Annotated in this window: 11 protein-coding genes and 2 pseudogenes; 3 read left to right on the forward strand and 10 right to left on the reverse strand. The window is 70.9% G+C overall.

What is annotated here, in order from left to right; all coding sequences use genetic code 11:
- Window positions 1-28: 28 nt before the first annotated feature.
- From ACJX2R_RS46860 to ACJX2R_RS46880, 5 genes are all read right to left on the reverse strand, one after another.
- The gene (locus tag ACJX2R_RS46860; protein WP_413105110.1) at window positions 29-439 is read right to left on the reverse strand and encodes a VOC family protein; all 411 of its coding nucleotides are present in this window, start codon (window positions 437-439) and stop codon (window positions 29-31) included.
- Window positions 440-523: 84 nt separating this feature from the next.
- Entirely contained in the window at window positions 524-1,069 is a 546-nt protein-coding gene (locus ACJX2R_RS46865) for a hypothetical protein (protein WP_413105111.1), read from the reverse strand.
- Window positions 1,070-1,320: 251 nt separating this feature from the next.
- Complete coding sequence (locus ACJX2R_RS46870) at window positions 1,321-2,844, reverse strand: aldehyde dehydrogenase family protein (RefSeq protein ID WP_413105112.1); 1,524 nt, start codon at window positions 2,842-2,844, stop codon at window positions 1,321-1,323.
- A 24-nt stretch (window positions 2,845-2,868) separates the two neighbouring features.
- The gene (locus ACJX2R_RS46875; protein ID WP_413105113.1) at window positions 2,869-4,266 is read right to left on the reverse strand and encodes a 2-oxoadipate dioxygenase/decarboxylase family protein; all 1,398 of its coding nucleotides are present in this window, start codon (window positions 4,264-4,266) and stop codon (window positions 2,869-2,871) included.
- 29 nt (window positions 4,267-4,295) lie between these two features.
- A complete protein-coding gene (locus tag ACJX2R_RS46880; RefSeq protein WP_413105114.1) occupies window positions 4,296-5,468 on the reverse strand; it encodes an NAD(P)/FAD-dependent oxidoreductase in 1,173 nt (390 codons plus the stop codon).
- Window positions 5,469-5,641: 173 nt separating this feature from the next.
- Between ACJX2R_RS46880 and ACJX2R_RS46885 the strand changes: the two genes are divergently transcribed.
- Window positions 5,642-6,667, forward strand: coding sequence for a LysR substrate-binding domain-containing protein (locus ACJX2R_RS46885; RefSeq protein WP_413105115.1), 1,026 nt, complete (start codon window positions 5,642-5,644; stop codon window positions 6,665-6,667).
- A 273-nt stretch (window positions 6,668-6,940) separates the two neighbouring features.
- Window positions 6,941-8,350 (forward strand): amino acid permease, encoded by a 1,410-nt coding sequence (locus ACJX2R_RS46890; RefSeq protein ID WP_413106127.1) that lies wholly within the window; start codon window positions 6,941-6,943, stop codon window positions 8,348-8,350.
- Here the strand turns inward: ACJX2R_RS46890 and ACJX2R_RS46895 are convergent.
- The 4 genes and pseudogenes from ACJX2R_RS46895 to ACJX2R_RS46910 form a co-directional block, all read right to left on the reverse strand.
- A complete protein-coding gene (locus tag ACJX2R_RS46895; RefSeq protein ID WP_413105116.1) occupies window positions 8,347-8,664 on the reverse strand; it encodes a thioesterase II family protein in 318 nt (105 codons plus the stop codon). The genes ACJX2R_RS46890 and ACJX2R_RS46895 overlap by 4 nt on opposite strands.
- Window positions 8,665-9,140: 476 nt before the next feature.
- Window positions 9,141-9,584, reverse strand: a pseudogene (locus ACJX2R_RS46900) (polyketide synthase dehydratase domain-containing protein); the annotation flags it as partial.
- Window positions 9,551-10,435, reverse strand: a pseudogene (locus ACJX2R_RS46905) (polyketide synthase); the annotation flags it as partial. The pseudogenes ACJX2R_RS46900 and ACJX2R_RS46905, both read right to left, overlap by 34 nt.
- Before the next feature lie 52 nt (window positions 10,436-10,487).
- Window positions 10,488-11,444: a LysR family transcriptional regulator gene (locus ACJX2R_RS46910; protein WP_413105117.1), complete on the reverse strand. Its 957-nt coding sequence runs from the start codon at window positions 11,442-11,444 to the stop codon at window positions 10,488-10,490.
- Between the two features lie 218 nt (window positions 11,445-11,662).
- Between ACJX2R_RS46910 and ACJX2R_RS46915 the strand changes: the two genes are divergently transcribed.
- Entirely contained in the window at window positions 11,663-12,808 is a 1,146-nt protein-coding gene (locus ACJX2R_RS46915) for a Glu/Leu/Phe/Val family dehydrogenase (protein ID WP_413105118.1), read from the forward strand.
- A 25-nt stretch (window positions 12,809-12,833) separates the two neighbouring features.
- Here ACJX2R_RS46915 and ACJX2R_RS46920 read toward each other — a convergent pair whose 3' ends face one another.
- Window positions 12,834-13,184 carry a hypothetical protein gene (locus ACJX2R_RS46920; protein WP_413105119.1) on the reverse strand — a complete coding sequence of 117 codons (351 nt, stop codon included), beginning with the start codon at window positions 13,182-13,184 and terminating at the stop codon, window positions 12,834-12,836.
- Window positions 13,185-13,262 lie beyond the last annotated feature (78 nt).

Raw genomic sequence — 13,262 nt, forward strand, 5'->3', positions numbered from 1 at the left:
CCCGATGCGGTCGGCGCCCCGCGCTCCGTTACGCGTCGTCGGTTTCGGCGGCCGGGCGGGGGCCGCCGAAGCCGTGGGCGGAGAGGTCGAACCAGTTGCCCTCCGGGTCGATGGCCCGGTACTCGGCGAACGGGCGGTTGGTGAAGCGCTCGGCGGGCTCATCGGCGCCCGAGGCGACCAGGGCGGCGGATATCTCGGATGTGTCGGCTACGTGGAAACCGAAGTGGTTCATGCCCAACGGGGTTTCGCCGTCGAGCCGATGCTTGATCAGTGCGAGGGTGAGATAGCCGTCGGAGAGGAAGCAACTGCCATCGGGATCCCGGTGGAAGAGCTCCATCTCGAAGATTCCGCTGTAGAACTCGGCCAGCTTCTCGGGGTCACGGGCGACAATGGCCAGATGCCGCAGTTTGGGCCGGTCCGGGGTGGACGCGTCGGACATGGGCAATTCCTCCAGCGGTCGGAAACCGGCGGGGTGGCCGGTCGGGGGTGGGAATCATGGTGTGGAATGCGGTGATCACCGACCTCACACCCCGACCACGGCCCGGGTCCGTATCCGCAGCGGGAGTTCGGAACACGGAAGGTGAGGGCTCTCGGGCGGGGGCGGCGCCCAGGCGGCGAGGGCGTGGTACATGACGTCGCCGCGACGCTCCAGGTAGCAGATGAGATTGACGGGCCAGCCGGTGTTGCCGAAGACGTGCTGGTCCATCGGGGTCGGGCGCTCGCTGAGGATGAGCTGCCGCTCCTCCGGTGGCCCGATGCGATGCCAGTCGGGGTGCATATGCACGGACCCCAGGATCTCCAGACCGTCGGCTTCGGCCTCGCGCGAGGCCCGCAGCAGGTCGTGGGAGTCGATCCACCAGCCACGTGTCTCGTTCTCGTACGCCGGGCCGAAGAGCGGCACGATCGACTCGGTGAACTCACGGCGCGCGGCCGGGTCGGTGGTACGGGCATTGCGGCCGAACGCGACGCGCTCGACGGTCAAGGTCGCCTGGTCCGCCGAACCCACGAGGAGAGCGAAGCACGGCAGCGGTGTCTCGGAGGTGATGCGCCGGTACTCACCGACGGCCACTTCGAGAAATTCATCGAGCGCCTGATCCTCTACCAGGACCGTACAACATTCGCCTAAGTGCGACGCGCGCATGTCAAACCACCTATGGGGGTGTGGATGCCGAATGCGGTGGGGGAGCGGAGCCGTCGTACTGTACCCCGGTATTCTTTTGGACTCAAACGGCATCCATGGGCTTCTGCCTGGCGTGGGTCGGCAGGCTCGGTGCCGCAGGTCGGGCGGCGCGGTCCGGCCCGCGCCGCCCTCACCGCTGATCAGAGGAAGCTGACACCCTGGGCGAGGGAGAGCTCGCTGGAGTAGTTGATGGTGTTGGTGGCCGAGCGCATATACGCCTTCCAGGCGTCGGAGCCGGACTCCCGGCCGCCGCCGGTGTCCTTCTCGCCGCCGAAGGCACCGCCGATCTCGGCTCCCGAGGTGCCGATGTTGACGTTGGCGATGCCGCAGTCGGAACCCGCGGCGGACAGGAAGACCTCGGCTTCCCGCTGGTCGCGGGTGAAGATGCTGGACGACAGGCCCTGGGGGACGTCGTTGTGCAGCGCGATCGCCTCCTCGAGGGTGTCGTACGTGAGGACGTACAGGATCGGGGCGAAGGTCTCCTCCCGTACGACGTCCGTCTGCGCGTCGACGCGGACGAGGACCGGCTCCACATAGGCGGCCGCGGGGGCGGCCTCGGCCAGGCGCCGGTTCCCGCCCGCGAGGATCTTGCCGCCCTGGGCCCGGACGCGGGTGAGGGCGGCGTTCATGGTGTCGAGGGCCGCGGCGGAGATGAGCGGGCCGACCAGCGTGGTGTCCTCGAACGGATCGCCGATGGGGAGCTTGCCGTAGGCGGCGGTCAGCCGCTCGACGAGGGTGTCCGCGATGTCCCGGTGGACGATGAGGCGGCGCAGCGTCGTACAGCGCTGGCCCGCGGTGCCGGCCGCGGCGAAGACGATGCCCTGGACGGCGAGGTCGAGATCGGCGGACGGGGTGACGATCGCCGCGTTGTTGCCGCCGAGTTCCAGCAGGCTGCGGCCGAAGCGGGCGGCGACGCGGGGGCCGACCTCGCGGCCCATGCGGGTGGAGCCGGTGGCGCTGACGAGGGCGACGCGCGGATCGTCGACGAGCTTCTCACCGACCGCGCGGTCACCGAGCAGGAGACGGTGTACGTCGCGGGGCGCGCCGACCTCCTCGGCGGCCCGGCCGAGCAGGTGGTCGCAGGCCAGGGAGATCAGCGGGGTGAGCTCCGAGGGCTTCCAGACCACGGTGTCGCCGCAGACGAGGGCGACGGCGGTGTTCCACGACCACACGGCGGCGGGGAAGTTGAAGGCCGAGATGACACCGACCACGCCGAGCGGGTGCCAGGTCTCGGCCAGCCGGTGGCCGGGACGCTCGGAGGCGATCGTACGGCCGTACAGCTGCCGGGACAGGCCGACCGCGAAGTCACAGATGTCGATCATCTCCTGAATCTCGCCGAGCGCCTCGGAGCGGATCTTGCCCGCCTCGATGGTGACGAGGTCGGCCAGGTCGCTCTTGTGCTCGCGCAGCAACTCACCGAGGCGGCGCACGAGTTCACCGCGGCGCGGCGCGGGCGTGGTGCGCCAGGTGAGGAAGGCCGTACGGGACGCCGCGATGGTGGCGTCGGCGTCGGTGGCGGCGGTGAGACCGAAGAGTTCTTCGCCGGTGAGCGGTGTGCGGGCGGGGAGGCCGCCGCCCTCGGCCACGTCGACGCCGATGTTGTCGAGGGCGGTACGGGCGCGGGCGCGCAGGTCGTCCGTGGTGGGCAGTGCGGTGCTGGTCATGGCGGTCCTCCGGGGAGTGAGGGGTCAGCTGAGGGTGCCGGTGAGGCCCAGCTCATGGGCGATGTGTGCGAGGGAGGCGTTCTGCTGCCGCGCGTAGAGGGCGAAGGGGTCCAGGACGTCGCGGCCGATGGCGCCGGAGAGCCAGTCGGCGTCGTACGCCGTGCCCTGCTGGTCGCCGTGGCGGGTGCCCTCGCCGCTGAGGTTGGACTGGAAGATCCCGGCGGCGGAGCGGGGCAGGAAGTCCTCGTAGACGATGGGTTCGGCGCGCACCCAGCCCTGCCGCAGCAGCTCGCCGACGCCGGTGGGCGGCCCGCCGCCGTCGCGGGGCCGGTCGGGGTGGAGGTGGTAGGTGAAGTAGGCCAGCCCCTCGGCGGCGAGTTCCCGTTCGCTGCCGGGCAGATGCCGCTCCCACACGCCGCGGGCGATCTCCTCGCGGGGGACCGAGGGGTTCTGGGAGGCCTGCTCGTCCACGCGGCCGAGGAGTTCGTCGTAGCGGGCGCGACCCTCGCGGGTGAGGGCGATGCCGCGGGCCTCGACCTCACCGAAGCGGACTCTGAGCGCGCCACTGATGACACCGCCGTCCGGGGTCCGCATCGCGCGGGGTTCGGCCAGGGCCCGGAAGGAGGTCTGCCGCAGCAGCACATCGGGGCCCTTCCAGGCCGGTGGGCCCTGGATGGTGTCGATCATCTCGATACCGCGGTAGGTCATCCGCCGGTACAGCTCGTCGATGTCGAGGACGCGCGGGGTGAGGTGGTTGACGTGGGTGCTGCGCACACCGCCGATGTCCGCGGCCACGGCGGAGATCCGCTCCAGGGTCTCGTACCAGCTCTTGTCGACCGGCTCGGCGGACAGCTCGAATGCCCGCACGGCGAGGTGCAGGAAGCGCTCGGCCTCCTCCTGGGGCAGCTCCCCCTCGGCGGCGGCCCGGTCGGCCAGCGCCAGCAGCTCGGGCGGAAAGAGCTCGCGGTCCGCGAGGAAGGCTTCCAGGCGCGAGCGCAGCTCGGTGTCGAAGAAACGGGGGTCGGCCGGGGTGAGCATGGAGGTGAACACCCGGAAGGGATTGCGCGCCAGTTCCTCGCCGTCCACCGGCCGGAAGGCGGTGGATACGACGGGGACGGCGCTGGCCGCGGCCTCCCGCAGGTCGTAGAAGCCCACCGGGTGCATACCGAGGGCGCCGAAGATCCGGGCCACTTGCCCCAACTCCCGTGGCGTGCCGACACGGATGGCCCCGTGGCGCTCGGCCGTCACCCGGCTGATGGACCCGAGACGTGTCGCATCGGCTCCTCGCATGCGCAGGACGTCCTCGTTGACCTCGCGCGAGACGTCCACGAGCGTGGTGTAGGCGGGCACCTCCCGCCCGTACATCTCCGACAGCCGCGCCGCGAACGCGGCCCTCAGCTGCCACTGGCTGAGCGTTGACATGGTTCGGCCTTTCGATCGGGGTTCACGGTTCACACCACGTGTGCTTCGGGGCGGGTCTCAGCGCCGTGGTGGAACCGGTCGGCGCTGAGCGGGGAGACGTCGGTGAACGGCACACGCTCCAGGTACAGATCGCGCACGACCTCGCCGACCGCGGGTGCCTGAAGGAAGCCGTGGCCGGAGAACCCGGCCGCGTAGAGGAAGTTGGGCAGCTCCGCGGAGCGGCCGATCAGCGCGTTGTGGTCCGGTGTGACCTCGTACAGACCGGCCCATCCGCCCACGGTCTCCATACCGGCCAGGGCCGGGGCGCGGTGGCGGGCGACGGTGCGGAACAGCTCCAGCCACTCCGGGGTCCAGGTGGTGTCGAAGCCGTCCTCCTGGTCGGGGTCGGCCAGCCCGAGCAGCAGACCGTCGTCGCTGTTGTGGAAGTAGGCGGTCGAGGAGAAGTCGATGGTGAACGGGATGCGCGGGGCGGGCGGCGTGATCGGCGCGGTGAACGCCAGCTGCCGCTTCACCGGCCGGACCGGGAGGTTGACGCCGGCCATCTCCCCGATCCGCTCCGACCAGGCCCCCGCCGTGCAGATCACGGTGGAGCACGCGATGCGGCCGTGGCTGGTGTGCACACCGACGACCCGGTCCCCGGCCGTGTCGAGGCCGGACACCGCGGTGTGGGTGGCGATGGTGACACCCGCCCGGGCCGCCGCCCGTGCGTACCCCTGGACGACCAGCCCGGGGCGGGCGTGTCCGTCGGCGGGGGAGTACGCGGCGGCCACGAGGCCGTCGGTGCTGAGATAGGGACACAGGCGCTGGGCCTCTTCGGGGGCGATCATGCGGCTCGGCACGCCCAGGCTGTTCTGGAGCTGGACCCCGGCCTCGAAGTCACTCGCCTGCTCCGGGCTATCGAGCAGGAAGAGGTAGCCGACGGTGTCGAGCCGGATGTCGGCGCCGGGCCGGTGGCGGAACTCCTGGTAGGCACGCAGGCTGCGGCTGCCCAGCTCGATATTGAGCGGATCGGAGAACTGGGCGCGTACGCCGCCGATCGGCTTGCCCGAACTGCCGCGGCCGAGGTCGTCGCGCTCGACGACGACGATGTTCGTCACCCCGGCCTCGGCGAGGTGAAACGCGGTGCTCGCACCCATCACGCCGGCACCGATGATCACGACATCGGCGGAGGCGGGAACGGTGCGGAAGGCGGAGGAGGACAACGGGCCACTCCCTTCCAGAGACCACCTCGCCGGACGGGGTCGGGTCCACGCCCGGGGGCGGCGGGGCTGTCAGGACAGAGCGATGCCGATCAGCTATCTCTGCGTCATCGTGCAGCACACCAAACGTTGACGTCCATCAACGGTCCATGCTTCCGATCTTTTAGGATCCCTATATGGACTGGACGAGTGCGCAGCTGCGTTCGCTGGTGGAACTGACCAGACGCGGCACCATCACCGCCGTCGCGGAGGCCCTGGGATACACGCCCGGCGGGGTATCGCAGCAGATCACCGCGCTGGAGAAGGCCACCGGCATGCAACTGCTGCGGCGGGTGGGACGCCGGGTGGAGCTCACCGACGCCGGGGCGACCCTGGCCCTGCACGCCGAGCGCATCCTCACCACGGAGGCCGAGGCCGTCGAAGCGCTGGAGCGCACCCGGAACGAGATCTCCGGGACGCTGCGGGTAGGACTCTTCGCCACGGCCGCCGCCGAGATCCTGCCGCCCGCCCTGCGGCAGGTGCGCGAGACCCATCCCGGAGTGACCGTGCGCAGCCGGGACATGGACGTGGACGAGGTGTACGACGCGGTGGCCGGCGGAAGCGTGGACCTGGCGCTGGGGCTGGACTACCCGGACGTGCCCATCCCACGGGATCCTTCCCTGCGGGTGCGGGAGCTGTCCAGGGAGCGCTTCTCGCTCGCGGTACCCACCGGGGCCATGTCCGGGAGGTCCGGCAGGTCCGGTCGATTGGGCCAGCCCGGCAGATCCGGTCAGTCCGGCAGACCCGGCCAGTCCGGCAGGTCGGGACGGCAGAAGGTCTCGCTCGCCGACACCAGGGACCTGGGATGGATCCTGCCGTCCGTCGGCAGCTACTACGGCCGCGCCGTGCTCACCGCCTGCCGCCGTGCCGGATTCGAACCACAGGTGCTGCACGAAGTGACGGACACCGCCGCCACCCTGGCCCTGGTCGAGGCCGGAGTCGGGGTCAGCGTGGTGACGGATCTGATGCTCCGGCTGCGCCCGTCCAACCTCGACGTCCTGGAGCTGAACGAGACGATGGAACGCCACATCGTGGTGGTGTGCCGCTCCTTCGCCGAGCACCGGCCGACGGTGGCCGCGCTGGTGGATGTATTGCGCGCCTCGGCGGGCCGGCGGCCACCCGGAGGACAGCAGCAAAGCGGGAACACGCTCCTCACCCGCTGACGAGACCGCGAAGGGGCCCAGTTTTCCTTGGTCTCAGGGGCGCAAGTTGTCGCGCTGCTGAGGCTTTCGGGCGCGGCAGACCCTGGGTGATGGTTTCAGGCCAGTGGTGACCCACACCACGTCGGTGGCCCGTCGCGCCGCCGCTTGTCTGCCATGGAGCCAGCCATGTCCCCCAACCACACCCCCAAGCCCGGGCTCCCCGCCCTCCTGGGCAGAGGCCCCCAGGGGATCTTCCGGCGCACACTCCCCTCCGAACAGCCCGCGGGCGAGCGCATGGTGCGCACCCTCGGGCTGACCCAGCTGACGATGATCGGCGTCGGCGCGATCATCGGGGCCGGTATCTTCAGCCTGGCGGCGGCCGTCGCCAGGGACGTCGCCGGTCCCGCCGTACTGATCTCGTTCCTGGTCGCCGGAGCCGCGTCGCTGTGCGCGGCCTTCGCGTACGCGGAGTTCGCCGGCATGGTGCCGAAAGCGGGCTCCTCCTACACCTACTGCGCCGCGGTCCTCGGTGAGGTCGTGGGGTGGATCGTGGGGTGGGACCTCCTCCTGGAGTACACCGCCATCGTCGCGGTCGTCGCGATCGGCATGTCCGGCTACCTCGGCTTCCTCCTGGACGCCGTCGGGATCCACCTGCCCACCTGGGCACTCGGCGCGCCCGGCACCGGCGCCGGCCACCGGATCGACCTGCTGGCCGTGGCGATCTGCCTGGCCGTCGCCTGGCTGCTGACCCGTGGCACCCGCACCTCCGCCCGCGTCGAGACCGTGCTGACCATCGTCAAGATCGCCATCGTTCTCGTGGTGATCGCGGTGGGCTTCACCAAGGTCGACAGCGGGAATCTCACGCCGTTCGCGCCCTTCGGACTCGGCGGGGCCTTCACCGGCGCCGCCACCGTCTTCTTCGCCGTCTTCGGCTATGACGCGCTGAGCACCGCCGCCGAGGAGTCGGTGGAGGCCCGCGACAAGCTGCCCAAGGCCATGATGCTGTCGCTGGGCATCTCCATGGCCCTGTACGTGCTGGTGTGCGTCGTGCTCACCGGCATCCAGCACTACAGCGAGCTCAACCCGAACAGCGGCATCTCCAGCGCCTTCGCCAGCGTGGGCCTGAACGGACTGGCCAACGTCATCGCCGTCGGAGCGGTCATCGGCATCGTCACCGTGACGTTCTCCTTCATGATGGGCGCCTCGCGCCTGTGGTACGCGCTCAGCCGGGACGGACTCATGCCGGCGTGGTTCGGCGCCATCCACCCCAAGCGCAAGGTGCCGCACCGCGCCACCTGGATCATCGGCATCGTCTCCGCCGTACTCGCGGGCGCGCTGCCCATCAACGCGGTGGCGGAGCTGACCAACATAGGAGTCCTGCTGGCCTTCATGGTGGTCTGCGCGTCCGTGCTGATCCTGCGCTACCGGAAGCCGCACCTCAAGCGCGCGTTCCGATGCCCCGGGATGCCGGTGGTGCCCCTCCTCGGCATGGTCTTCTCCGGCTGGCTGATGTCGTTCCTGCAATGGGAGACCTGGGTGCGGCTGGGGGCCTGGCTCGTTGCCGGGCTGATCATCTACGGCGCCTACGGCTACCGCCGCACCCGCCAGGTGATGCCCGGAGGCTCCGTGGACCTCGACACCCTCGACACCCTGGACGACCTGGCCGACACCGGGGATCCCGAGCCGCGCACCCTGGGGGCCTAGCCGGATGCCGGACTCCGGTACGCGGCCAGCAGGTCGTCCGTCAGCCGGCCGACCACCTCCGCCACTTGGGTGCGCAGATAGTGGTGGCCACCGGGAAACCGGTGGACCCGGGCGTCGGCCGTCGTACCCGCGCCCCACTCGTGCAGCGTCTCGGGGTCGACCATCGGGTCGTCGAGTCCGCCGAAGACGCTCAGCCGCGCGCCCAGCGGCGGCCACGCCCGCCGGGTATGTTGCAGCAGCGCCACCGCGTCCGCGAGGAACGGGGTGTAGACGGTCCGCGTGAGCGCGTCGTCGGTCGGCTGCTCCCAGCCCATGATCTCGGTGATGACGGCGATCCCGGCGCCGAGGTGAGATGTCCGTATACGTGTATGTGGTGCGGTCGGCGGGCAGCCGGGGCAGCAGCCAGGCGGTGGTGGACCCGGTGCCCGCGCCGAGGCGCTCGGTGTCCGAGAACAGCAACCCCACCGGATCCATGTCCCCGGTGAGCACCCCGGCCAGTCGCGGGCCGCAGCGCGCGTACAGGAGCAGCTCCGGGGCCATGGCGGGGAAGTCCCGCAGCAACTCGGTGAGAAGCCGGTCCGGTTCGGGGGTCCGGTCGAGCACACCCTCCCGTTCGGCGAGTGCGCGCAGATTCTCGTACAGCCTCCGGTCGGCCGGCCGCGCGCCCTTCGCCACCTCGGTGGCCCGCGAGGCGGCGAGCGCGGTGGCCGTCGGCAGTCCGGCCGGGCCGGCGGTCCCGGGCAGCGGTGCGGCACGGAGCGTGCTGACGATGCGGTCGATGCCGCTCGCCGCTCCCTTGTTGCGACGTACTGACCCGTTCCAGTTCGGCGGGCAGGAACTGGTGGACGTGCCCGTTCTCGGCGTGGGGGAGCAGCGCCGCGATGGATTGCAGCGTGGCGTCGATCAGGGCCGGGTGGGCGTGGAACCCCTGCGCCCCGGAGGGGTTGGCATAGTCGGCGAGCACCGTGTCGTCGGCCACGGTGAGCCGTTGCACGCCGCGGAACGCCTCCCCGTACGCCAGCTCGACCTGCCGCATCCGCGCGTAGTGCCGTTCCCCGGAGATCTCGGTGCGGGCGTCGGTGCGGAGGGGCGCCAGGTCCAGGGGAGCGGGAGGCCCACTGGGCAGGCGCAGCCCGGCCATGCCCGCCCCAGATGGCCGAGGTTCGACTTCACCGAGCCGATGGGCAGCGGAGTGTCCCGGCCCGCGCCGAGCGCATCGCCCAGCGCCCGGCATTCGACCGGGTCGCCCGCCCGCGTACCGGTGCCGTGCGCCTCCACATAGGACACGTCCTCGGGCCGCACCCCGGCGCGGCGGTGCACCTGGCGCATCAGCCGCTCCTGGGCCTCCGCGCTGGGCAGGGACAGCCCGGGGGTGCGGCCGTCCGCGCCCGCTCCGGTGCCGAGGACCACGGCGTGCACGGTGTCCCCGTCCGCCTTGGCGTCGGCGAGGCGCTTGAGCACCACCACCGCGCCGCCCTCGGCGCGCACATAGCCGTCCGCGTCCGCGGAGAAGGAGCGGCAACGGCCGCTGCGCAGTTGGGCACATGCCTGGTGCAGGGCGACCAGGGAGGAGGAACAGGCGGTGTCCACCGCCATGGACGGCCCCCGCAGATCGAACAGGTGCGAGATCCGGTTGGCGGTGTTGCACAGCGCCGCACCCGCCATCGTGTACGCCGTGATCGCCTCCGGGCGGGCGTACTGGAGCTGACCGTAGTTGGCGTTGCTCACCCCCACATGGACCCCGGAGTCCGAACCCGCGAGGGTCCCCGGATCGATACCGGCGTCGTCGAGGGCCTGCCTGGCCATCCCCAGCAGCAGCCGCTGCTGCGGGTCCATCCGGCTCGCCTCGCGGGGCGACAGCCCGAAGAACGCGGCGTCGAATCCGGTGATGTCCGCCAGGAATCCGCCCGCGGTCGTGTACGCCTTCCCGGGGCGCCGAGGATCGGGGTCCACGAACCGGCGCGCGTCGAACCGGTCCGCGGGTAACTCACCGACCAGATCGCGGCCGGCCGCGAGCGCGGCCCACAGCTCCTCGGGCGCCGTGATGCCACCGGGCAGCCGACAGCTGAGCCCGACGATGGCGATGTCGCCGGGCTCAACGAGATCCCCTGGTCAACCGCTTGTGGCGGGGAAGGCCCTAGTCCGGCTGATCGTCCAGCGGAGCGTGCACATACGGTTCGTCCGCCGGTACCGCGCCGCGCAGCGAGCGGACCATCGTGTCCAGCAGCGGGTTGCTGTTCTCGTGGCGGTGCAGGGCCATCACGCGGCGGAACGCCGAGCGCTGCGCCAGCCGAGTCGCCTCCACCGAGTCGCCGGGCGAGTGACCGAGCCCCGGCACGACGGCCACGCCGAGACCCGCGGACACCAGCTCCCGTACGACGCCGTAGTTGTTGCTGCGAAAGGTGACCGCGGCCTCGAAACCGGCCGCCGCGCACAGCCGGGCGAGCGAGAGCGCACCGGCCGTGCCCTCCCTGCTGGTGATCCAGCGGGCCTGAGAGAGCCCGGCCAGGCGTGGGCTCAGACCGCTGCCACGGGCCCTGAGCAGCACGAGATCCTCGCGTACGAGCTGGTGGCAGACCAGGCCGTCCGACCACTGGCGGGGGCTCAGCCCGTACTCGTACACCAGCGCCACATCCAGATCCCCGGCGTTCAGCGCGGCGACGAGCTCCTCCGGCTCGCCCTCTTCGAGCTGCACCTGCGCCCGCGGGTGGGCCGACGTCAGGGCCGACAGCGCCGGTGGCACGAGCCGGACACTGGCGGTGGGGAAACTCCCCAGCCGAAGCCGAGCCGTGGCACCGGTGGCGAGCTGGTGCACCTGATGGCCGAGGTCGTCCATGGCCGCCAGCACCGGGACACTGAGATCGACCAGCCGGTGAGCCGCCGCGGTCGCCCGGACACCGTGCGCCTCCCGCTCGAACAGCACCAGCCCCGTCTCCTTCTCCAGGGCGGAGACCTGCTGGGAGATCGCCGAGGCGGTGTACCCGAGCTCGCGGGCCGCGATGACGAACGAGCCGGTGCGTACGACGGCCCTCAGGGTGAGCAGATGCCGCGGTTTGAGCAACGCGTACCTCCCGCCGGACTCCGGAACGGGCACACAGCATAAGCATCACTGTGGCTCAAAGGTCAAGACTTTCGTGCTGCTGGGTCTTGTGGGGTGGGCCGGGGCCCCGGATCGTGGCTGTGACGAGGCCGAACCTGGCCGGTGGACAGAGGCCGAACCTGGCCGATGGACGCGGGCACCCGCCTCGCCGAACTCGTCGCCCGTGCTTTGCGCCATCAGCCCTTCTCCTCAGCAGACAAGGAACCCGCACCGTGACTGACGCACTGTCACTCATCGACGACTGGGGACCCGAGAAGATCGTCGTCGTCTCCCACCGGCGCACCGGCATGAAGGGCGTCCTGGTCATCGACAACACCGCCCGTGGTATGGGCAAGGGCGGCACCCGGATGAGCCCGACCGTCTCCGTCGGTGAAGTCGCCCGGCTGGCCCGCGTCATGACGTGGAAGTGGGCCGGCGTCGACCTCTTCTACGGTGGCGCGAAAGCGGGAATCGTCGCCGACCCGGCCTCCCCCGACAAGGAAGCGATCCTGCGCGCCTTCGCCCGCGCCCTGTCCAACGAGGTTCCCCGCGAATACGTCATGGGCCTCGACATGGGGCTGACCGAGAACGACGCGGCCATCGTCCAGGACGAACTCGGCGACCGCGGCGCGGCCGTCGGCACCCCGGGCCACCTCGGGGGAGTGGCCTACGACGAACTCGGCGTCACCGGCTACGGAGTGGCCGAGGCCGCCGACGCGGCCGCTCAGCACCTCCGGCTGTCCCTCGGTGGCGCCCGGGTCGCCATCCAGGGATTCGGAGCCGTCGGCCACGCCGCCGCCGTGCGGTTCGCCGAACTCGGCGCCACCGTCGTCGCCGTCTCCACCGCCAAGGGAGCCCTCCACGATCCCGCCGGACTGGACGTGCCCGCCCTGCGGACCGCGCGGGAAGAGCACGGCGACGACTTCGTCACCCGCCACCACCAGGGCATCGCCGTACCACCCGGACAGGAACTCACCGTCGACTGCGACATCCTCGTCCCGGCCGCCTTGCAGGACGTCATCGACGGGACAACCGCCCACCAGATCAAGGCCAAGCTGGTCGTGGAAGGCGCCAATCTGCCCACCTCGCCGCAGGCACAGTCCATCCTCGCGGAACGTGGCATCTCCCTCCTGCCCGACTTCGTGGCCAACGCCGGCGGCGTCGTCGCCGCCGCCTTCGCCATGGACGCCCGCTACTCCGGATTCCGGCCCGAGACCTCCACCATCTTCGAGACGATCTCCAAGCGGCTGCGCACCAACGCCGTCACGGTCCTCGAAGAGGCCCAGCGCCGCGCCACCACCCCGCATATCGCCGGGCGCGGGCTCGCCGAGGAGCGCGTCCGCGCCGCCATGCGCAGCAAGGGCCGTATCGACCCCTGACCGTTGTGTTACCTCGTGTGAGTGGTCAGTCTCCCTGGGACCAAGCGGCACTCGGCAGGGACAGGTAGACGCCGAAGTCGACGAGCCCGGTTGCGGCGCGGATGTCCGCGTGGAGCTCATCCACGCGCTCTTGGCGGTTGGCTTCCCTGCTGGGGGACCACTTCGACTTGATCTCGATCACCACCGTCAGGCCGCTACGGTCCAGCGGGCTCAGCGGCCGGAAGCGGATCTCGACATCCCCGGGCCGTAGCTCGCCGTCGTACGGCTCCTCGGGGCACTCCACGGCCAGGGACACCAGATGCGGTAGCGCCGAGCCGAGTTCGCGTAGCTGGGGCTCGGGCACCGTGGGCGCATAGGTCACTTCGACAAGCGGCATTCTCGACACCCTAGACGGAGACCTTCCCCGCAAGGGCAAGCGGAGGCTGTTGCCGAACCGCAAAAGGAACAGCGATTC

This window comes from Streptomyces sp. Inha503, from assembly GCF_047215865.1.
Taxonomy (GTDB): domain Bacteria; phylum Actinomycetota; class Actinomycetes; order Streptomycetales; family Streptomycetaceae; genus Streptomyces; species Streptomyces lycopersici.